Origin of the sequence: Streptomyces sp. GMY02 (assembly GCF_019056675.1) — a bacterium.
Taxonomy (GTDB): Bacteria; Actinomycetota; Actinomycetes; order Streptomycetales; family Streptomycetaceae; genus Streptomyces; species Streptomyces odonnellii.
Genome location: NZ_CP077658.1, coordinates 4352883 through 4373598 on the forward strand (window position 1 = coordinate 4352883; position 20716 = coordinate 4373598).

General features: G+C 70.2%; 19 protein-coding genes. 8 read left to right on the plus strand and 11 right to left on the minus strand.

Features of this window, described 5'->3' with window-relative positions:
- Positions 1–168: 168 nt before the first annotated feature.
- Both KQY30_RS37460 and KQY30_RS18245 read right to left on the minus strand, forming a co-directional pair.
- Complete coding sequence (locus KQY30_RS37460; RefSeq protein WP_367997428.1) at positions 169–942, minus strand: hypothetical protein; 774 nt, start codon at positions 940–942, stop codon at positions 169–171.
- A gap of 642 nt (positions 943–1584) precedes the next feature.
- Positions 1585–3096 carry an FAD-binding oxidoreductase gene (locus KQY30_RS18245; RefSeq protein WP_217307751.1) on the minus strand — a complete coding sequence of 504 codons (1512 nt, stop codon included), beginning with the start codon at positions 3094–3096 and terminating at the stop codon, positions 1585–1587.
- 284 nt (positions 3097–3380) lie between these two features.
- Here KQY30_RS18245 and KQY30_RS18250 point away from each other — a divergent pair, with 284 nt between their 5' ends.
- Positions 3381–3869, plus strand: coding sequence for a nuclear transport factor 2 family protein (locus tag KQY30_RS18250; protein ID WP_217307752.1), 489 nt, complete (start codon positions 3381–3383; stop codon positions 3867–3869).
- Between the two features lie 107 nt (positions 3870–3976).
- Here KQY30_RS18250 and KQY30_RS18255 read toward each other — a convergent pair whose 3' ends face one another.
- The 3 genes from KQY30_RS18255 to KQY30_RS18265 all read right to left on the minus strand — a co-directional run bounded on the left by KQY30_RS18255 (position 3977) and on the right by KQY30_RS18265 (position 6368).
- On the minus strand, positions 3977–4894 hold the full coding sequence (locus KQY30_RS18255) for an MBL fold metallo-hydrolase (RefSeq protein ID WP_217307753.1): 918 nt from the start codon (positions 4892–4894) through the stop codon (positions 3977–3979).
- Complete coding sequence (locus KQY30_RS18260) at positions 4891–5427, minus strand: flavin reductase family protein (protein ID WP_217307754.1); 537 nt, start codon at positions 5425–5427, stop codon at positions 4891–4893. The genes KQY30_RS18255 and KQY30_RS18260 overlap by 4 nt, the downstream gene beginning before the upstream one ends.
- Before the next feature lie 146 nt (positions 5428–5573).
- Positions 5574–6368 (minus strand): SDR family NAD(P)-dependent oxidoreductase, encoded by a 795-nt coding sequence (locus tag KQY30_RS18265; RefSeq protein WP_217307755.1) that lies wholly within the window; start codon positions 6366–6368, stop codon positions 5574–5576.
- Positions 6369–6645: 277 nt separating this feature from the next.
- Here KQY30_RS18265 and KQY30_RS18270 point away from each other — a divergent pair, with 277 nt between their 5' ends.
- From KQY30_RS18270 to KQY30_RS18285, 4 genes are all read left to right on the plus strand, one after another.
- On the plus strand, positions 6646–7116 hold the full coding sequence (locus tag KQY30_RS18270; protein ID WP_217307756.1) for an SRPBCC domain-containing protein: 471 nt from the start codon (positions 6646–6648) through the stop codon (positions 7114–7116).
- A 340-nt stretch (positions 7117–7456) separates the two neighbouring features.
- Positions 7457–8578 carry an acyl-CoA dehydrogenase family protein gene (locus tag KQY30_RS18275; RefSeq protein WP_217307757.1) on the plus strand — a complete coding sequence of 374 codons (1122 nt, stop codon included), beginning with the start codon at positions 7457–7459 and terminating at the stop codon, positions 8576–8578.
- Between the two features lie 3 nt (positions 8579–8581).
- Positions 8582–10048: an NDP-hexose 2,3-dehydratase family protein gene (locus tag KQY30_RS18280; RefSeq protein ID WP_217307758.1), complete on the plus strand. Its 1467-nt coding sequence runs from the start codon at positions 8582–8584 to the stop codon at positions 10046–10048.
- Positions 10045–11676 (plus strand): MFS transporter, encoded by a 1632-nt coding sequence (locus KQY30_RS18285; protein ID WP_217307759.1) that lies wholly within the window; start codon positions 10045–10047, stop codon positions 11674–11676. Before KQY30_RS18280 ends, KQY30_RS18285 begins: the two co-directional genes overlap by 4 nt.
- A 113-nt stretch (positions 11677–11789) precedes the next feature.
- Here KQY30_RS18285 and KQY30_RS18290 read toward each other — a convergent pair whose 3' ends face one another.
- From KQY30_RS18290 to KQY30_RS18305, 4 genes are all read right to left on the minus strand, one after another.
- Complete coding sequence (locus tag KQY30_RS18290) at positions 11790–12155, minus strand: hypothetical protein (protein ID WP_217307760.1); 366 nt, start codon at positions 12153–12155, stop codon at positions 11790–11792.
- 240 nt (positions 12156–12395) lie between these two features.
- Complete coding sequence (locus KQY30_RS18295) at positions 12396–13637, minus strand: NAD(P)/FAD-dependent oxidoreductase (protein WP_217307761.1); 1242 nt, start codon at positions 13635–13637, stop codon at positions 12396–12398.
- Positions 13637–13960 carry a 2Fe-2S iron-sulfur cluster-binding protein gene (locus KQY30_RS18300; protein WP_217307762.1) on the minus strand — a complete coding sequence of 108 codons (324 nt, stop codon included), beginning with the start codon at positions 13958–13960 and terminating at the stop codon, positions 13637–13639. The genes KQY30_RS18295 and KQY30_RS18300 overlap by 1 nt, the downstream gene beginning before the upstream one ends.
- 123 nt (positions 13961–14083) lie before the next feature.
- Positions 14084–15313 carry a cytochrome P450 gene (locus tag KQY30_RS18305; RefSeq protein WP_217307763.1) on the minus strand — a complete coding sequence of 410 codons (1230 nt, stop codon included), beginning with the start codon at positions 15311–15313 and terminating at the stop codon, positions 14084–14086.
- Positions 15314–15428: 115 nt separating this feature from the next.
- Between KQY30_RS18305 and KQY30_RS18310 the strand changes: the two genes are divergently transcribed.
- A complete protein-coding gene (locus KQY30_RS18310) occupies positions 15429–16787 on the plus strand; it encodes a CaiB/BaiF CoA-transferase family protein (protein WP_254407197.1) in 1359 nt (452 codons plus the stop codon).
- A gap of 929 nt (positions 16788–17716) precedes the next feature.
- On the opposite strand, the gene KQY30_RS18315 is transcribed toward KQY30_RS18310, so the two are convergent.
- Positions 17717–18208: a hypothetical protein gene (locus KQY30_RS18315; protein WP_217307764.1), complete on the minus strand. Its 492-nt coding sequence runs from the start codon at positions 18206–18208 to the stop codon at positions 17717–17719.
- A 341-nt stretch (positions 18209–18549) separates the two neighbouring features.
- Between KQY30_RS18315 and KQY30_RS18320 the strand changes: the two genes are divergently transcribed.
- Together KQY30_RS18320 and KQY30_RS18325 are read left to right on the plus strand one after the other, a co-directional pair.
- Positions 18550–19671 (plus strand): epoxide hydrolase family protein, encoded by a 1122-nt coding sequence (locus KQY30_RS18320; protein ID WP_217307765.1) that lies wholly within the window; start codon positions 18550–18552, stop codon positions 19669–19671.
- A gap of 144 nt (positions 19672–19815) precedes the next feature.
- Positions 19816–20364 carry a hypothetical protein gene (locus tag KQY30_RS18325; RefSeq protein ID WP_217307766.1) on the plus strand — a complete coding sequence of 183 codons (549 nt, stop codon included), beginning with the start codon at positions 19816–19818 and terminating at the stop codon, positions 20362–20364.
- A gap of 85 nt (positions 20365–20449) precedes the next feature.
- Here the strand turns inward: KQY30_RS18325 and KQY30_RS18330 are convergent, their stop codons facing one another.
- Positions 20450–20707, minus strand: a complete 258-nt coding sequence (locus KQY30_RS18330) for a helix-turn-helix domain-containing protein (protein ID WP_367997429.1) — start codon at positions 20705–20707, stop codon at positions 20450–20452.
- Positions 20708–20716 lie beyond the last annotated feature (9 nt).

A 20716-nucleotide genomic window follows, 5' to 3' on the forward strand; every position in this document is an offset into this window, starting at 1 on the left:
GCCCCTCGGCGGTTTCAGTATGACTCTATGACCGCTGTTGACAGATCCACAGATGGTGGCGGTGGATCGCGGTGGACGACCAGGCGGCCAAGGAGGGGCCCACGAAATTGGTGTGGGCCTCCTTTACGTTCTGCATGACGTTACGCAGATTTGGGAGCGGCTTCGTCCTCATCTAGGAGGGCTGCGGCGATGAGTTGGTTGGCGTGGGTTTGGCGGCCTCGGAGGATCTTGGCGTAGACCTTGTACATCGCGGCCAGGCTGTGGCCGGCGCGGCGGGCTACTTCGGGGGGGTTCGACTCCGGCCTTGATCCAGAGGGAGATTCCGGCGTGCCGCAGTGAGTACGGGACCTCTGCGAGCGGCGTCTTGGCGTCTTCCGGGGTGAGTGCCTGTTCGCGGGCCACTTTCCAGATCTCGCAGTATTCGGTGGAGCGGACGCGTCCGCCTCGGGCCGCGCGGAAGCGGCGGCCGTCAGGGGCCAGGCCGTAGCGCTTCTTGTGGTCTCGGAGGAGTTGGACGAGCGCCGGCGGGATCGGTACGGGGCGGGTGGTCTTGCGGGCGCGGCGTTTGAGGCCGCGTTTGTCGTACGGGGTGCCGTGGTCGGTCCAGCCCGAGGCGACCTCGGGGTGGTTTTCGGCAAGGATGAGTTCGCCCCAGTTGTTCTCGTTGTCCGGGAGCACGCAGTCGGTGTCCTTCAGCGCTGCGATCTCACCCGGCCGCATGGCGGCGTAGTAGATGCAGCCGAAGAACGCCTCAAGGTGTTCGCCGCGGGCGCCTTGTGCTCGTACTGCTGTGAGCAGGGCTTTGGCGAGCTGAGGGTTCGGGACGTAGCGGAAGTCGACCTCATCGTCCGTGGGCGGCGCCTGCCAGTCGACGCGCTTGAGTGGATTCGTGTCGAGGTGGGAGCGCTCGATTGCGTACATGAGCGCGTTGTTGAGGATCATCCGCTTGCGCCGGGTGGTGTTCGGACTCCGGCTCGGCGGCGTCAGCGATGGGCTGGCAGCGAGTGTTTGGCGATCCACGCCAACGCGTGAGCGATTTCCGAGGGTGGGGTCTCTGCTTCGACGCGTGGTACGAGTTCGCCATTCTCCGGCCGCACCATTCGGAGCGCCCATGCGTAGAGAGCAGCGCGGAGGACTCGGGGCTTGTGGTAGCGGCGTGTACCTGCGGTGATGAGTGACGGTGTGACTGTGGCAAGGGCGTCGGCGATGCTCGCCCTATGTTTGGCGGCAGCACGCGGCCACTTCATTCGTGCGTAGTCCCGAGCGTACGCATCTCTGAGACAGGGATTCCATGCTCGGTGTCGAACTGCTCGCCCTCCCCGAGCGCGGCCGTCAACTCGGAGTGGCGGCCATCGGCTTGGGCTTTGAGCGCGTAGCTCTTCGAGGACTTCTGGCCGCCTACGCTCCACCGGACTCGAAATGGCTTACGGCGGTCAGGACGCACCTTGATGGAGAAAACCGTCGTGGCAGTGATGTCGCCGTGGGTTCAAATCCCACACCCACCGCAGCAAGGCAGCGTATGTGCTGGTCAGAAGGGGTGTCCTCCGTCGGAGGGCACCCCTTTGGGGTGGGTGGGGCGTCTCGTCAGCAGAAGGCCGGGGGGATGCTCTGTTCGTACTGGAAGATGTTTCGGGGGTCGTATTTGGCCTTGATCTGGCGCAGGCGGTCGAAGTTGCCGTCCCAGTACGCGGTTTCCCAGTCCTGCATTCCGATGTTCGGGACGTTGACGTAGGCGCCGTGTACGAAGGGGCGCAGGGCCTGGCTGAATTCGGCGATCCAGGCCTGGGCCTGCGGGGTGAGTTCGTCGCCGCTGCCCGGGACGCCGCGGGTGCCCCAGCCGGCGCCCGGTTCGGAGTAGAAGAGTGCGTCGCGGTGGGGGAACGCGGTGCCGCCGCGGGGGGTCTTTCTGACCGCTCCGCCGAAGGCCTGGGTGAAGAAGTTGCTGTCGTCGGTGGGCGCGTTCCGGATGAAGTGGGCGATGATGCTGATCGCCTTGTCCGGGAAGGGCTTCTGGGTGAACTGCGAGAAGAATTTCCAGTTCGCGGCTTCCTCCTGGGGCGGGGTCTGGAATCCCGCGTACACGTCGCCCCAGTTGCCGACCTGGACCGTGACCTCAGGGCTGCCGACCGAGAGGATCGGTTCCAGCAGCTTCTTCGCCTCGGCCGGTGTGCCCTCCGCGAGGACCGCGAACAGCAGGGTCTGGTTCCGGTGGATTTCGAGCTGGGTGCCCAGGCGGTCGTCGGTGAACGGTGCCGTGCGCTGCCAGTTGTCGAAGATCCCGTGCAGGTCTCCGATGCCGTCCCATGACGCTTGGAGATAGGTGACGCTCCTGAGCGGGGCCACCTTGTACGTCAGTGAGGTGACGATCCCGAAGTTGCCGTTGCCCGCTCCGCGCAGGGCCCACAGCAGGTCGGCGTTGTCCCTCAGGTTCGCCTTGATCACTGTGGCGCACTCGGCGCCTTCGGCCACGACGACATCGGCGCCGATCAGGCTGTCGCAGGCCATACCGAGGTACCGGGTGAAGAAGCCCAGGCCGCCGCCGAGTGTCGCACCGACCAGGCCTACGTTGCCTTCCGTGCCGGTCGTCACCGCGAAGTTCTTCCTGGCGAGCGCGGTCACCGCTTCCAGTTGGTTGAGCCCGGCGCCGACCGTGGCCGTACGGGCTTCGGTGTCGATGTGCGCGCCCTTCAGCTCGCTGACATCGATCACGATGCCGTTGTCCACGTTCGACCAGCCCTCAAGGCTGTGGCGGCCGCTGCGCACCCGCAGCGCGACGTTGTGCTGCCGCGCCCAGGTGAGGGCGTTCACCACGTCCTGGGTGTTCTGGGCGTAGACGATGACCAGCGGGTAGTGAACGAACAGTTCGTCCCAGCCCATGCTCGCGTCGGCGTAGTCGGGGTCGTCGGGACGGACGATACGGCCGGTCAGCTTCGCCGGCGGGCACTCCCCGTCGTGGGCCGCCCCGGTCACGGCGCCCGCGCTCGGAGCGGCGGCGGCCGCGCTCGGAGCCTCGGCGGCGACGGCCGGGACGACGACCGCGCCGGCCCCGGCGACCGCCGTCGCCTTGAGCAATCCGCGACGAGAAAAGTCATTCATGGTCTGTGTCCTCTCGACCGCCCGCGGGCGCGAGTATTTCCGTTATGGGTGATTTGTGCGGGTCGGAGAGTAGCAAAGATGGCTGCGGTGGACTGCCCTGACGCGCTCGCGAGCGCGACAAGCACGATAAGCGCGACAAATGTGCCTTATGGGTGTCGCCGCTGACGCCGCTGGCGGTCCGGAAGGAGGTGGGGTTCCACTCGGTTACCAGTCGGGCTAGAGCGGGGCGCGGCAGGGTGGGGGTGTTGCGGGGTGCAGCGGGCCGTCTAGCGTTGGGAGTTGCCATGCCACAGTTGGTCGAGTCGCAGGTCACCGGTGATCTGTATGCCGAGGTGCGTACGTTCTACGCGCGGCAGATGCGGCGCGTGGACGCGCTGGACATCGTGGGGTTCGCCGACACCTTCACCGACGACGGCGTGGTGGTGCACGCGGGCGGGCATCGGCAGCAGGGGCGGGAGGAGATGATCGCCGGGATGCGTGCCAGCCTGCCGCGCTATCGGGACATCGCCGTACGGCACTGGTTCGACCATCTCCTGATCGAGCCGGACCCCGCGGACCAGGACACGCTGCGGGTCTCGTACTACTCCCTCGTCACCCTGACCGACCGCGAGGGCAAGGTCAGCTTCCAGCCGACGTTCACCGTGGAGGACGTGCTCGTACGGCGTGACGGGCGGCTGCTCACGCGGTCCCGGGTCATTCATCGCGACATGCCGGTCGAGCCGCCCGTCGCCGAGGAGGATCCCGTCACCGTCATGTCCGACATGGCCAAGTGATTTTCGTACCGCGCGGGCCGGGTCAACAGCCGTGAGGGGCCCCGACAGGGGCCCTCACGCGTTGCAGGTCGGCAGGGCTCCTCGTGCTTGGCAGGTCGACAGGCTCCTCACGCGTTGCAGGTCGGCAGACCGCCGTGGAATTCGACCATCTCCTTGAACGACGCGGCGACATCGATGCGGGCACCCGGCGCCAGGCCGTCCAGTTCCGCGTACGCGCGGTGCAGATTGCCGATCAGCCGTTCCGAGTCGCCGAGCGCGGCGAACTCGCCGGGATCGCAGCTCTTCGCCACCTCCAGCGGGCTCAGCCCGTCCCGGACGCCGTCCCGGGCCAGCCGGTCGATCCAGCGTACGTACGCCTCCGTGGCGTCGATCAACTCCACGCCGCCGACCGGGCCGTGTCCCGGGACGACCGTGTCGGGGCGCAGCGCGCGCAGGGTGGCGAAGGCCCGTAGCGAACCGCTGATCGATCCCATCAGGACGTACGGTGTGACTCCCGACCACACCACGTCACCCGTGAACAGCACGGACCGTTCCGGTATCCACGCCACCACGTCGTTGGCGGTGTGCGCCGGTCCCACGTTCGTCAGCTCGACCCGCAGATCGTCGGCGTACAGGGTGAGCGAGTCGCGGAAGGTGAGCGTCGGCAGCGTCAACGGCGTTTCGCCCCAGGTCACTTCGGGCCAGAGATGCCGCAGCCCCAGACCCGCCTCCGCCGAGTCGGCGCGGGTCCCCTCGTGTGCGACGATCACGGCACGCGGGGCGAACTGGCCGTTCCCGAAGGTGTGATCGCCGTGGAAGTGCGTGTTGACCACGAAGTCCGGTCCGCCGGGCGCGACCCGTTCCACCTCCTCGCGCAGCCGCCTGGTGCGGGACTCGGTGGCCGCCGTGTCGACGAGTACCGTACGGCCCCGCCCCACGATCAGGCCGGAGTTGTTCAGGCACCAGCCGCCGTCGGGCTGTACGAAGGCGTACACCCCGTCCGCGATCTGTCGCAGCGACGGCGGTCCGGCGAGGGGGCTGTTCATACGGTCTCCGGGTGGTTCACGGGCAGCCGTGTGAAGCGGCCCTGGTGGAAGAGGAGCGGCGCCGATTCCCTTGGCCCGTACGACAGGGCCACGACCCTGCCGAGAAAGAGCACATGGTCCCCGGCCTCGTACCGCGCGTGCAGTTCACATTCGAAACAGGCGTCGGCGGACGGGATCACCGCCTGGCCGGTCACTCCCTCGACCGCGCCGAGCCGCCGCATCGCAGCCCGGCCTCCGGGGCGGTCCCGGCGGCTGAACTCCACGGCCAGATCCCGTTGTGACTCGGTCAGCACATTGACGGCGAAGCCGCCGCCGGCCGCGACCCCGTGCACCAGCTTGCCGTCGGCCCTGATGGAGACCAGGACCAGCAGCGGATCGAGGGAGACCGAGGTCAGACTGCTGAGCGTCATGGCGGCCAGGCCGTCACCGCTGCCGCTCGTGAGCAGCGTGACGCCGGTCGGGAAGCGGCCCATCGCCGCGCGGTACACGGCAGGATCCGGCTGGACGATTGAGGTGCCGGCTCCCTGAGCCATGGTCGGCGGGCTCCTCCGCGCTCGTGTGTCGGCTTGTGTGTCAGCTCGTCTGTCGCCAGGGCCTGGGGCTGTCGGCCGGACCTGAGGCTGTCGGCAGGGACTGAAGTCGTCGGTCGGACCTGGGGCTGTCGGCCGGACCTGAGGTGTCAGTACGATCCGAGGCCGCCGCAGACGTTCATCGCCTGCGCGGTGACCGACCCGGCCAGGTCCGATACGAGGTAGCCGACCAGACCGGCCACCTCCTCCGGTGTGCCGTAGCGGCCGAGCGGGATCTTGGCGTTGAACCTGTCCTGGATCTCCTGCTCGCTCACCCCGTAATGGCTTGCGTATCCCTGCCGTACGCGCTGCGCCATCGGGGTCTCGACATAACCGGGGCATACGGCGTTGACCGTGATCCCGGTCCGGGCCAGTTCCTTGCCGACCGCCTTGGTGAAGCCGATGACACCGGCCTTGGACGCGGAGTACGGCGCGGCCAGCTCCACGCCCTGCTTGCCGCCCGTGGAGGCGATGTTGACGATCCGGCCCCAGTCGCCGTCCCGCATCCGGCCGGTGCTCAGCACTTCGCGGGTCATCCGGAACGTACCGTTCAGGTTCGTCTCGATCACGTCGTCCCACAGCGCGTCGGCCATCTCCGCGGTGACTCCACCGCCGCCCCGGCCCGCGTTGTTGACCAGGATGTCGATACGGCCGAACTCCGCGACGGCGGACCGTACGGCGGCGCCGATCTGCTCCACGGAGGTCACGTCACAGACCGCGCCGCCGGCCTCCAGGCCTTCCCCGCGCAGCCGCTTGACGAGCGCGCTCACGCTCTCGGCGTTCCGTGCCACGCCGAAGACCGCCGTGCCCTGGCGGGCCAGCAGCTCGGTCACGGCGAGACCGATGCCGCTTGTCGCGCCCGTGACCAGGGCAACATGCCGTCCCGCTCGTCCGTGGTCCGTCATCGCGTTCTCCTCATCCGTCCTGGCGCGGTGGTGGGACGACCGTGAACCCGCGCCCTTGCGCCCCGCTCAAATCACACCGGAGAAACGGTGGGCCGTACGGCGGACGTGGTGTGCCGTACCGGGGGCGCGGTGGGCCGTACGTCGGATGAGGTGGGCCGGCCGTACGGACGCGACGGCCGTAGCGCTTCGAGCCACGCTCCACCCGAGGTCCATGAGCGGTCCAGCGTGATCGGCCAGCGTCGTTCCCCTCACCCAGCGGACCGGCCGAGGAGAACGCGTGCCCGAGGAGCGGACGATTCCTGACGTACGGAAGTCGGTGACCGTGGCGGCCACGCCCGAGCACTGCTTCGAGGTCTTCACCGAGCGCCCGAAGGACTGGTGGCCGCCGACCCATGTCCTGCTGAAGAAGCAGCGCGCGGGGCTCGCCTTCGAACCGGGTGTCGGCGGTCGCTACTACGAGTGGGACGTCGAGGGCAACAGCATCGACTGGGGCCAGGTGCTGGAGTGGGAGCCGGGCCGGCGTCTCGTCATGACCTGGCGGATCGACGCCAACTGGCAGTCGATTCCGGACGACGAGCGCGCCAGCCGTATCGAGGTCGACTTCATACGCGTCGATGAGCGGCACACCCGTGTCGAGCTGGCGCACGTCATGCTCGAACGGCATGGCGAGGGCGCCGAACGGATCTTCCAGGCGCTCGACGGACCGAGCCCCGGCGAGACGCTCGAACGCTTCGCGAAGGCGATCTGACCGCCGAACCGGGAACCGGGGTACTCGGACGGGGTACTCGGACCGACCCGCCGCGACGGCGTACCCGACCCGGCTGAACAGCGTGACCGGGCGGCGTACCCGATCCGCCCCGGCCCCGATCCGCCCGGGCGGCGCGACCGGCACGACGCGAACCGGACGGCGCGCCCAATACGGCCCGCCCGCCTGGAACCGCGTACCCGCCTGAAACCGCGTACCCGACCCACGGCGCCCGGACCACACACCCGATCCGCCCGGACGCAGCGCCCCCACCCGTCCCCACCGCCGCCGCCCGAACCCAGCACCGCAGCCGCTCCATCAGCCAGCCCAGGAGGTCACGAGCATGCCTGCCGACACACCGCCGGACGCCGGGACGGGCCGGAACGCCGAGACCGTACGGGATCTCGCCGCCCAGAAGGCCGCCGACGCGGACAGCACCCGCACACTCGACAAGGAAGTCGCCGACGCGGTCGTCCTGGCCGGTTTCCCGCGGCACTTCGTGGCGGCGCGGTGGGGCGGCGCCGAGGGGTCGTTCGCCGAACTGACCCGTGCCGTCCTCACCGTGGGCGAGGGCTGCGCGGCCACCGCGTGGTACGCCTCGCTCGCCGCCTACTCCTCGCGGTTCGCCGCCCATCTCCCGCAGGCCGGCCAGCAGGCGGTCTGGGGCGAGGGGGGCCCGGACGCGGTCATCGCCACGGGCATGGTGCCGGGCGGCCGGGCCACCCGGGTGGCCGACGGCTGGCGGCTCGACGGGCGGTGGAGTTACGTCAGCGGCATCGACTTCGCCGGCTGGGCCCTGCTCTGCGCCCTCGTACCGGCCGCGGACGGGCCGCCGGCCATGCGCTTCTTCGCCGTGCCGTGGGGGCAGTGGACCGTCGACCCGGTCTGGGACAACGTCGGTATGCGCGCCACCGGGAGCCATACGGTCACGGTGACCGATGTCCTGGTGCCCGAGCATCTGTCCTTCGACCGCCAGGAGCTGTTCACCGGACGCAACAGTTCCTCGGACCTCTCCGTCCACAATGTGCCGATCCAGGCGGTCAGCGGACTGCCCTTCGTCACGCCCGCGGCAGGCGCCGCCATCGGCGCGCTCAAGGCGGCGGCCGCGACGCTCACCGGGCGCCGCAGGACCCCGTTCAACGAAGTGAAGCTGGTACGGGCCGCGGGCCGGATCGACGCCGCCCGGCTGCTCATCGAGCAGAACGCCGAAGCCGCCGACGCACACCGCTTTGACCGGGCGCTGCTGGCACGCGGCGAACGCAACGCCACCTATGCCGCCGAGACTTTGCGGGAAGCGGCCGGGCTGCTCGTCGCCCTCGCCGGCACCGCTGGACTGAGCGAGAGCGGCGCCCTCCAGCGGCACTGGCGCGACATCACCACGGCCACCAGCCATGTGGCGCTCCAGTACGAGACCTCCGCGGCCAAGAACTACGCGGCGGTACTCCTCGGCCCGGCGGAGGACTGACCGATGCCCGCCGCCGCCCCCGCGGTCCCCCCGGCCTCCCCGCAGGTCCAGGACGGCGCCGACAGTGTCGACGTCCCGGGGAGGCTGGCGCGCTCCGCCGCCGTCACCGAGGCCGGTTCGTTCATGCGTACCTCCGAGGTCGCCGGCTGGCTCGCCGAGCGCCGCGAGGCCCACCACTTCGCCGTGCGGCGCATTCCCTTCGCCGGTCTGTCGGGCTGGTCGTTCCTGCCGGGGACCGGGAATCTGGGGCATCACAGCGGACGGTTCTTCACCGTCGAGGGACTGCGGGCGGCCGTGGACCGGGGACCGTACCGCGACTGGCAGCAGCCCATCATCAACCAGCCCGAGGTCGGCATCCTCGGCATCCTCGCCAAGGAGTTCGACGGTCTGCTGCACTTCCTGATGCAGGCCAAGATGGAGCCCGGCAACCCCAATCTGCTCCAGCTCTCGCCGACGGTGCAGGCGACCCGCAGCAACTACACCAAGGTCCACCGGGGCGCCGACGTACGCTATCTCGAACGCTTCCTGCGGCCGGAGGACGGCGGTGGGCGGGTCCTCGCCGACGCCCTCCAGTCCGAGCACGGCTCCTGGTTCTTCCGCAAGAGCAACCGCAACATGATCGTCGAGACGTCCGACGAGATCGTGCCGCACGAGGACTTCTGCTGGCTGACACTGGGTCAGATCGGTGAACTCCTGCGCCTGGACAACGTGGTGAACATGGACGCCCGTTCCGTCCTGGCCGGCGCGCCCGTCGCGAGAGCCCCGGGATCAACGGACACGGTCCCCGTACGCTCCGAGACGCAACTGCTCTCGTGGTTCGCCGCCGAACGCTCCGACTACGTCAAGGCCGAACGCGTACCGCTCGACGGGCTCGACGGCTGGCGCCGGGGCCCCTGGGCCGTGGAGCGCGAGGACGGCCGGTTCTTCCGGGTCGTGGCGGTCGCCGTCGAGGCCGGGAGCCGTGAAGTGGGCGGCTGGACCCAGCCGTTGTTCGAGCCGACGGGCCGCGGGATCGCCGCGTTCGTCACCCGGCGGTTCCAGGGCGTGCCGCACGTCCTGGTCCAGGCCCGGGTCGAGGCCGGGCTGTACCACGGTGTGGAACTGGCGCCGACCGTGCAGTGCGTACCGGAGAACCACGCCCATCTGGCCCCGGAGGACCGGCCGCGCTTCCTCGATGTCGTGCTGTCCGCGCCCCGCGAGCGCATACGTTACGAGGCCGTCCACTCCGAGGAGGGCGGGCGCTTCCTCAACGCCGAGAGCCGCTATCTGATCGTCGCGGCCCCGGACACTCCGGAGGTCCCCGACACCGCGCCGCCCGGCTTCCACTGGGCCACCGTCGCCCAGCTCGGCGCACTCGCCCGGCACGGGTATTACCTGAATGTCCAGGCGCGGAGTCTGCTCACGGTGCTGAGCACCGGAGCGGCCGACGTGGCACCGGAACACCGAAGTCCGTACGGAGGACACTCATGACAGAAGCCGCCATGCCCGACGCACCCCCGCGCCGGGCGGGCAAACGGGAATGGATCGGACTCACTGTCCTGGCACTGCCCACGCTGCTCATCTCCATGGATGTGACCGTCCTGTATCTGGCGGTCCCGGAACTGAGCGAGGACCTGGCCCCCAGCAGTTCCCAACTGCTCTGGATCCTGGACGTGTACGGGTTCCTCGTGGCCGGGTTCCTCATCGCCATGGGCACCTTGGGGGACCGGATCGGCCGGCGGAAGCTGCTGCTGGCCGGTGCCGCCGCGTTCGGCGTGGCCTCCCTGCTCGCGGCCTGGTCGAGCAGCGCGGAGATGCTGATCGTGACCCGTGCGCTGCTGGGCATCGCCGGAGCCACGCTGATGCCGTCCACGCTGGCGCTGATCCGCAACATGTTCCACGAACCGTCCCAGCGCACCGCCGCCATCGCCGTGTGGATGTCGAGCTTCACCATCGGCATGACCATCGGCCCGCTGGTCGGCGGTGCCGTACTGGAGGCCTTCTGGTGGGGCGCGGTGTTCCTGCTCGCCGTACCGCCGATGGTGCTGCTGCTGGCCCTCGGCCCGGTCCTGCTGCCCGAGTACCGCGACCCGAACCCCGGCAAGGTCGACTTCGCCAGTGTCGGTCTGTCGGTCGCGGGCATGATCTCGCTGGTGTACGGGGTGAAGGAGCTGGCCAAGGACGGCTTCGCGGCCGTCCCGCTGCTCGCGCTGGCCGTCGGTGTCGTACTCGGTGTGTGGTTCATCCGCAGACAGGGTGTTCTGGCCCATCCGCTGCTGGATCTGAAGCTGTTCGCGAGCCGTGCGTTCAGCGCCTCGCTGCTGACGCTGACCCTGACCCTGTTTGCGATGTCCGGGCTGTTTTTCTTCCTGTCCCAGTACATGCAGCTCGTGCTCGGGCTCTCGCCTTTCCAGGCCGGTTTGTGGACCCTGCCGCAGGCCGGCGGCATGGTGATCGCCGCCGGTCTCACGACGGCGCTGGTCAAGTCCGTCCGTCCGGCCTATGTGATGGGCGGCGGTCTGCTGATCGCCGCGGTCGGCTTCGCGATGTTCACCGGTCTCGACGGATCCGACGATCTGACGCTGCTGGTCGTCTCGTCCGTCGTCTTCGCGGTCGGTGTCACACCGATCTCGATCATGGGTGTCGACATGATCGTCGGTTCCGCCCCGCCCGAGCGGGCGGGCGCGGCGTCGGCCCTGTCCGAGACCAACCAGGAGTTCGCGGCGGCGATCGGGGTCGCCGTGCTCGGCAGTGTGGGTACGGGCGTCTACCGGTCGGTGCTCGCCGACACCATGCCGGAAGGGGTGCCCAGCGGGGCGGAGGAGGCCGCCCGGGACACCCTGGGCGGGGCGCTGGAGGCGGCGAGTACGCTGCCGGCCGTCACCGGGGGGCGGCTCGTCGACGCCGCGCGACTGGCGTTCGTCGACGGTCTGCACGTCAACGCGGTGGCTTCCGCCGGGCTGGTGCTCGTCGCCGCCGTCCTGGCGTTCGTCCTGCTCCGTGATGTGAAGCCGAGCAACGCGGAGGACGCGGCGGCGGGCGGGGACGGCGCCGCGAAGGACGGCCCTCCGGCCGGGCCCGCGACGGATCATTCGGGCTCAGGGGCGGCTACTGCCTGAGCCCGTTGCCTGCACTCACCGCCTGAGCCCACTTCTTCCTGAAGCAGGTCCAGGTGCGGCCCCGGCTCGTTCTCCCGAGCCGGGGCCGCGCACGGCCATGTCCGGAACCGCCGTCAGACCCGGCTGGCCGTGACCGTGACCCGGATGGTGCGCAGCGTCCGCCCTTCGCCGTCCCGTACGAGCGAGACGCCCTCGCTGGTGAAGGTGGTGCCGCTCAGGACGGCCCGCTGGTCGATGTCCACCCAGGCGACACACGACCCCGTCGCGTCGAAAATCGGTTCGGCGATACGGAAGCTGAAGGACGCCGGTCCTGTCGCCGTCCAGGTGCCGGCGCCGCCGTCCGCCAGGAAGACCCGGCCGTCCCCGGTGAAGTGAAAGGTGTTCGCCGAGGTCTCGGTCTCGCGGCCGATCCGCGCCGTCCACGCGCCGGCCGGCCCGGTCCGGCCGGTGGGGCCCGCGGGAGTCGTGGAGGCTGTCATACGCGGCACCCTGCCCGGGCCGCCTTGAGAGCGGGTCGAGCGGTCGAGCGGTCGAGCGGGTCGAACCGGCACACAGGTACGGATACGGATACGGGTACGGGGCGGGAGCCGGGCCGTCCGGTCGGCGCCCCGGCTCCCGCCGCCCGCTCCCGCCCCGTACACCTCCGTACCCTCCTGGCCTCGGCCTCGCTCCTGCCCCGCGCGCCAAGGCCACCATCCCCCCTCGCGTGCTCCAGGGCCTCACCCCGCCGTACGCGCCAAGTGGTACTCCTTGAGATCGAAGTCCGGACGCGCCACCTCGTCCGGTCCCGGACCCGGGCCCGCGCCGTCGGCCAGCAGCCGGCGCGTGATCATGTGGTCGGCCGGCCGGTTCACCGACTCCGTACCGACGAGCCGGTCCCGGCGGAAGCAGAACACCGAGAAGCGCCCTCCCGCCACATCGCCCTTCACGACCGCGCGGTCGTGCCCGGCCGTGATCCCCGCGAGCTGGACCCGCAGCCCGTACTGCTCCGTCCAGAACCATGGGACCGCGGTGTACGGTTCCGGCTCCCGGCAGATCCCGGCGGCCACGGTCCTGGCCTGGTCGGAGGCGTTCTGGACGGACTCCAGCCGCAGCCGGCGGCCCGCCGGGCGGCTGGGGAAGCGGGCGCAGTCGCCGAGCGCGTACACCCCGGGCCCCGCGCGCAGCAGCCGGTCGACCACCACACCGTCACCGACGGGCAGCCCGGCGTCGGCCGCGAGTTCGGTCCGGGGCAGCACGCCCACCCCCATCACCACCAGATCGGCGGCCACCCGCTCGCCGTTGTCCAGTTCCGCCACCCGGACATGCCCGGCGCCGTCACCCCGCAGGGCGCGCACCTCACGGCGCGGGAGTATCCGGGTGCCCTGCCGGCGGTGCTCCTCGGTGAGCCGGCCGGACAGCAGCTCGCCCGCGGACCGCTCCATGACCCGGTGGCCGGCTTCGACCACCGTGACCTCCATGCCCAGCCGCCGTGCCGTGGCGGCCACTTCCAGCCCCACGAAGCCCCCGCCCAGCACCAGCAGATGGCCCCCGGCCGACAGCCCGGCGCGCAGCTCGTCGGCGTCGCGCAGATCGCGCAGCGTACACACCCCGGCGAGACCGGCGCCGGGCAGCGGAAGCCGGCGCGGGCGCGCCCCGGTCGCCAGGACGAGATGGTCGTACGGGACGCCCGCCCCGGACGACAGGGTCACCCGCCGGCCGGCCGTGTCGATCTCCGTGACGGACGTGCCGCTGATCAGATCGATGTCCTGGCTCCCGAAGAACGACTCCGGCCACAGGGCCAGTTCGGCGAGCGGTGTCGTACCGGCGAGATATCCCTTCGACAGCGGAGGACGCTGATACGGCAGTGCGTCCTCCGCGCCGATGAGGGTGATCCGGCCCGCGAAACCGCGGCCGCGCAGCGCCGCGGCCGTTCCGGTCCCGCCCGGTCCGGCCCCCACGATGACGACCGACGCCGGCATCAGGACTGCTTCTCCGGCAGATGCACCAGCAGACCGTCGAGATCGTCCGTGATCGGGAGCTGGCAGCTCAGCCGGCTGGTGGGGCGCCGGGGGCTGGCCGTGCCGTACAGGACATCGTCCTCGGACTCGTGCATCGGTGGCAGCGGCCGGGTGTTGGCCTCGTCTATGTACACATGGCAGGTGCCGCACTGTGCCGAGCCGCCGCACTGTGCCTCGATGCCGTCGATGTTGTTGAGCTTGGCGCCGCGCATCACGGTGCCGGGGGCGGCCACCTCGACGACGGTGTCGGTGCCGCTGGGGCTCCGGTAGGTGATCTTGGCCATGGGGTGTCCTCCTCGGACCACGGGGGTTGGCCGGGTGACGGGTCCGTACCGCCACCGGGCATGGGTTCCGTACCGCCACCGGGCATGGGTTCCGTACCGTCGCCGGGCGTTGGTTCCGTACCGTCACCAGGCGACGGGGAGTTCCCAGAGGCCGTAGATGACCGCGCCTTCCTTGCGGGGTATGTCCCCGAACGGCTTCGCCAGCCGCAGGGTCGGGATGCGGTGGAACAGCTTGCTCCAGACGATCTCCAGCTCCAGCCGGGCAAGATCGGCGCCGATGCAGTGGTGCACCCCGTGCCCGAAGCCGAGATGCTTGCGGCTGCCGCGGCTGATGACGAGCTTGTCCGGCTCGGGGAAGACCTCGGGGTCGCGGTTCGCGGCCAGACCGAGGCAGAGGATGCCGTCTCCCGCGCGGATCGTCTGCCCCCCGATCTCGATGTCCTCCAGGGCGACCCGCGGTACGGCCGTGTCGCCGATCGTGGCGATCCGGATCAGCTCCTCCACGGCGGGCTTGACCAGTTCCGGGTCCGCCTTGAGCAGCTCCAACTGGTCCGGGTTCTCCAGCAGGCAGGCCGTGCCCAGCGAGATCTGGCTCGCGGTCGTCTCGTGGCCGCCGTTCATCAGCAGCCGGACCATGTTGAACAGGTCGCGGTCGGTGTACTCCTCGCCGGACGCCTGGTAGTCGGCCATCGCCCGGCTGAGCAGGTCCTCGCCGGGCTCGCGCTTCTTCAACTGGATGAGCTCGGCGACGTACGCGTTCACCTCGACGATCGCCGCCTGGCGCTCCTCGGGGGTGCTGTGTCCGCCGAGCAGGGCCGTCCCGTGCTTGATGAAGAAGTCGTGCTTGTCGTCCGGGATGCCCAGCAGCTCGCAGATGACCGTCATCGGGACGGGCAGCGAGAACAGATGGTGCATGTCGACGGGCGGGGACATCGACAGCATCCGGTCGATGTGGTCGTCCACGATCTGCTCGATCCGAGGGCGCAGCTTGCGCACCTGGCGGCTCGTGAAGGTCAGGGCCGCCTTCCGGCGCGTGTTGATGTGCTCGTCACCGTCGTAGCCGATGAAGGAGGTCTCCGTACGGAACTCCGGCGGCGCGATGAAGTAGAAGGGGAAATTGGCGTGCTTGCGCGAGGCGCTGACCCGCGGATCGGTGAGGAGCGTACGGATCGTGTGGTAGCCCGTCACCGTCCAGATCCGCAGGCCCGAACCGGCGAGCGTGACCTGCGAGACGTCCTTCTCGATCATCTCGGGGTACTCGGCGGGGGTGCTGAAGGGGCAGCCGCGCTGGTACGGGAAGGTCTTCTCCTCGGCGTCCGGTTCGGCGCCCGACGGACTGATGCTGGTCGTCATGATGGTCCCTTCGGTCGGCATGGGCCGCGAAGTCAGCAGTGTCGCGACATGGCCTCCGTCCCCGATGGAGTCACGCTCAAGGCGCCCTGAAGCCCGCGTTCCTAGCCTTGCCAGGGTGAACAGTCCCGTGACCGGCGGGCCGTTGAGCGGCCTGCGTGTACTGGAACTGGCCGCCATCGGGCCCGTACCGTTCGCCTGCATGCTCCTCGCCGACCTCGGTGCCGAGGTCGTCCGTGTCGACCGGCCCGGGGTGCCCAGGGCCTTCGGCACCTGGCACCGGGTGCTCGACCGCGGCCGCCGCTCCGTGGCCCTCGACCTGAAGGACCCGGCGGCGGTCGAGGCGCTGCTGCGGCTGGTGGAAGGCGCCGACATCCTGGTGGAGGGCTACCGGCCGGGTGTCTGCGAACGCCTTGGCATCGGCCCCGACGTGTGTCTGGCGCGCAATCCGCGGCTGGTGTACGGACGGATGACCGGCTGGGGACAGCAGGGGCCGCTGGCCCAGGCACCCGGCCACGACATCAACTACCTCGCCCTGAGCGGCGCGTTGCACGCCATGGGCCGCGCGGGCGGACCGCCGGTGGTCCCGCTCAATCTGCTGGGCGACTTCGCGGGCGGCGGACTGCCGCTCGCCTTCGGTGTGCTGGCGGCGGTCGAGGAACGGCACCGGTCAGGTCTCGGCCAGGTCGTCGACGCCGCCATCGTGGACGGTACGGCGGCGCTGCTCGGCATGCTCGCCGGGATGACGGCGGCGGGCGAGTGGCGGCCGGAGCGGGGTGTGAACCTCCTGGACGGCGGCGCCCCGTTCTACGACGTGTACCTCTGCGCGGACGGGCGGTACGTGGCCGTCGGCGCCTTGGAGGACCGTTTCTACGCGGCACTGCTCGACGGGCTCGGACTGGCGCCGGACGAGGTCCCGGACCGTACCGACCGGGCCGGCTGGCCCGTCCTGCGGGCCCGGCTCGCCGCGTGCTTCCTCACCAGGAGCAGGGACGGCTGGGCGGCGGCCTTCGAGGGTACGGAGGCGTGCGTCACGCCCGTACTGACCCTGGAGGAGGCGGTGGAGCACCCGCACCACCGCGCCCGGGGGTGTACCACCGTACGGCCGACGGAGTCGTCCGGGCCGCGGCGGTACCGAGATTCGGGCGCATGGCGGGGGAGGGGGTGTCGGGTGAGACGGGGGTGCTGGGTGAGGTTGGGGTGGCGGGCGAGGCGGGGGTGCTGGAGGTGTCGGCCGAGGCGGGTGTGGCGGGTGAGGTTGGGGTGGCGGGTGAGGGGAGGGTGCTGGGTGAGGGTGGGGTGGCGGGTGAGGTGGGCGTGCCGGGTGTGGGGGGCTGTCAGCCGCTCTGGTAGATCTTCGCGCAGAGCAGCAGCTTGTCGTCGTTCACCAGCCAGGCCAGGTACTGCGTCTGATCGTTCGGCCCCAGCGCACAGTTGCGGGGGCTGGCACTCGGCGGGGCCTGATAGACGCCGGTGATGTGGATGATCCGGTTGTACGCGGCGGGAATCCGCTGCGCCTCGCAGTCCACGGCTGTCATCGATCCCAGCCGGGTGTTGTCGCCGACCCGCTTACCGAGCACGCAGTAGTACTTCTGGTAAATGCGGGTGACGCAGAGCTTCGTGGTTTCGCCCGAGATGACAGACGTGTACGTCCAGGACGCCTTCCCCGCACCGCTGGGACAGGTGGTGTCCGTGGTGCTTGTGACCTGGACGAGGCCCGCCGACTGGCTGTTGCAGGGCACGGGGGCCGACGGAACGCCGGGGCTCCAGTCGATGCTGTCGCCGCCGCGGCCGGTGTCGTAGGCCTCCAGGCAGTCGCCGGCCGAGACGGCCTTGAACGCCTCTTCGGCGGGATCCGGAGTGGGTGACGGTGTCTCGGATTCGGGCTCGTCCGATCCGCCGCTGAAGTCGTCGTCCCACCCCGGATCTCCGGAGTCCGTATCACTGGGCTCGGGGTCGTCCGGGGTCTCGGCAGTCTCTGAAGGCCCATCCGGGGTTGAGCCGAAGCTGGGTGCTGGACTGGAACTGGACGGGGACGACTCGGACAACACCGCTTTCAGCTCCTGCGCGTTGCTTACGCCCAGCCAGCTCACGATCGCCACCAGGGAGGCGATTCCGCCGAGCAATGCCCACAACTTGGCGGTGGAACCGTCGTCGGATGAACCTGCCATGATCCCCCTCCCCCCGTCGGTGCCCAGACGATATGACCTCTGCGGATCGGTCGAAGGGACCTTCACACCACCTCCGTAAGCCGGTCTCGGCGACGACTGCGGCACCATGCCGAGGGCCCGCCGCAACTCGGGCCGCCCCGCCGCAACCCCGTCGCCACCCGGGCGGCTACCCGGGCGGCTACCCGGGCGGCCACCCGCGTCGCCGCCCTGGCTGCCGATCCGGCTGCCGCTGTCGCTATGCGCAGGCGGACGAGTCCGGCGCGCCCGTCCGTACCGCTGTGATCGTGACCGGGACCGTGCTGTCGAGGGTGCCGTCCGGGAGAAAGACGCTCGACACGCCTGTTGTCCTGAAGCTGGATCCGCTGCGCGCCCCGTCCTGGTCGATGTCCACCCAGCCCTCGACCGCGCCGTTCGCGTCGTACCACATCTCGCGTATGAGGTAGCCGAATCCATGAGGGCCCTGGACATGCCAGGTCCCCGCGCTCGCGCCGGCCGGCGAGACGAGACAGACCGTGCGGTCCGGGGCGAAGGACATCTGTACGTCGTAGACGGCGCCCTCGCGCGACACCGTGGCCCGCCAGGTGCCCTCGGGGGTCGACGACCGTCCGGCGGCTGCGGCGGTCGCGGTCGCGGTCGTGAGCGGAAGCGTCAGTGTGAGCGTGAGTGGGAGCAGTCCGAAGAGCGAGGCGGCACCGAGGGCGGCCCGTGATTTCAGTGTCAGGTTCATGACGTGGAGTGTCGCGAGACGTCCTCTCACCGCGCTCGACCGCTGCTGTAGGCGGGGCTCCTACCCTCGCCGCGACAGAGCACGACCGCGACAGAAAGCGCGGCAGCGCACGACTGCGGCGGAAAGCGCGATGGGCTCGACCGTGACGGCGCACGACCGCGCCGGCAGACGAGCGCGATCGCGCGACCGCGACAGCGACCGCAACGACGCACGACCGCATTCGAGACACGACCGCGACAGCGCGACCGTGACAGCGACCGCAACGACGCACGACCGCAATCGAGACACGACCGCATTCAAGACACGACCGCGACAGAAACACGGTGCAGAGGAGCGTACGAGTGGATCCCGTCATCGAGCCGTACCGGGCAGACGTACCGCAGGCCGCGCTGGACGATCTCCGGGCCCGACTGGACAACACGCGGTGGCCGGACCGGGAGACGGTCGACGACTGGGCGCAGGGGCCGCCGCTGGAGCGGATGCGAGAGCTGTGCCGCTATTGGGCACACGGCTACGACTGGAAGGCGACCGAGGAACGGCTCAACGCCTTCCCGCAGTTCACCACCGAGATCGGCGGACTGCGCGTCCACTTCCTGCACGCGCGCTCGCCCCACCCCGGCGCGCGACCGCTGCTGCTGACCCACGGGTGGCCCAGCTCCGTCGTGGAGTTCCTCGATCTGATCCCCCGGCTCACCCATCCCGACGACCCCGCCGACGCCTTCGACGTCATCTGCCCGACCCTGCCGGGACACGGCCTGGGCGACCGGCCCGTGGAGGCCGGCTGGACCGTCGACCGGGTGGCGCGGACCTGGGCGGAACTGATGGCACGCCTCGGCGCCGACCAGTACCTCGCGCACGGCGGCGACTGGGGATCGTGGGTGTCCGCCGCGCTCGGTGCCGTCGACCGGGAGCATGTGCGCGGCATCCATCTCAGCATGCCGCTGGCCAGGCCCCCGGAGCGGGAGATCGAACTGGACGAGCGGGACCAGAGGGCGATGGCGCGGATGCGGAGTTTCGGCAAGGACCGGTCCGGTTACGCGGCCATCCAGTCGACCCGTCCGCAGGCGCTCGGCTACGGCTTCGCGGACTCGCCGGCCGCGCAACTCGCCTGGATCATCGACCGGTTCTGGGCGTGGGCGGACCACGACGGCGAACTGGAGAAGGCGATTCCGCGCGACCGGCTGCTGGACATCGTGTCGATGTACTGGTTCGGCAACACCGGAGCGTCGTCGGCCCGGCTGTTCTGGGAGAGCTTCGACAAGGAGCCGATGCACCGTACGGACGTGCCCACCGGCTGTTCCGTGTTCCCCAAGGACGCCTGGCTGCCGCGAGCCTGGGCCCGGGAACGCTTCACCGATCTCCGCTACTGGCGCGACCTGCCCGACGGGGGGCACTTCCCGGCCCTGGAGCGGCCCGAGGTGCTCGCCGCCGAACTGCGCACGTTCAGCCGCGCGTTGGGCTGAGCAGCCCAGCTCCGCGACACCCTCGTCCCCCCACCTCGGAAACTCCCCCGGCGCCTCCCCCCGCAACTCCCCCGGTAATTCCCCCACCCAGTACACCCCCCGCACCTGCCAAGCCCTGACAACAACAGAGAGGAAGCAAGGCAGATGACCATAGGGAAGAGCACGTCCAGGGTGATGACCACGATTCTGGCCGTGGGGCTGGCGACGACAGCGGCGCTCGTGGCACCAAGCGCGGCGGGCGCCGTATCCACCGCGACCGCCGTATCCGCCGTATCCGCCGTATCCGCCGGGGAACGGTCCGGCCCGCGTACGGGAGGCGCCGCCACGCCCGTCGGCACCTGGGAGGGCACCGTGCAGCACGCGGAGGGCCTGGGGGGTGTCACGCTCTCGTTCCACCGGAACGGGGTGCTGTGCCTGCGCTCCGGCGACGGCGGCGAGGGCGGCGGCGAGGGCCGAGGCCGCTGGCACGCCACGGGCGGGAACACCCTGTCGTACCAGGTCACGGAACGGCTGTACGACGGCACCGACACGACCGTCGGCTTCGTCCGGGTCGACCAGAGAGGCATGCAGCGCGCTCTGACGATCAAGAGCGACGGCCTGTCGAAGATCTACGACGCGACGGGCACACTCCTCGCGACGGCCCCGGCCCACGTCGAGGTCCGCCGTATCAGCGCGGTCCCCGAATCCTGCTGACACCAAGCGACAGACGGGCCACCCACGGGTGGCCCGTTCACCGAGTTCGCCGATGCGCCCTCCTGCGAATGCGTCCGTTCGCCGCTCAGCGTGGTGGAAGCCTCGCTACGGCGTCCATGCGGTCGGGTGGCCTTGGCCGGTCATGGGCGGAAAGTGTCTTCGCGGCGCTGGACAGCCGGCGCCATTCGCTGGGAGTGGTGCCGTAGGTTTCGCGGAAGTAGCGGGAGAAAAGCGCGGCGCTGGTGAAGCCCCAGGAGCGGGCGATCGACTCGATCGTGGTGACACGGGCCGACGCTCGAAGCGAACTGGTCCGCACAAGACGCGAAGGACAATGCTGCGGCACGGGTGGAAC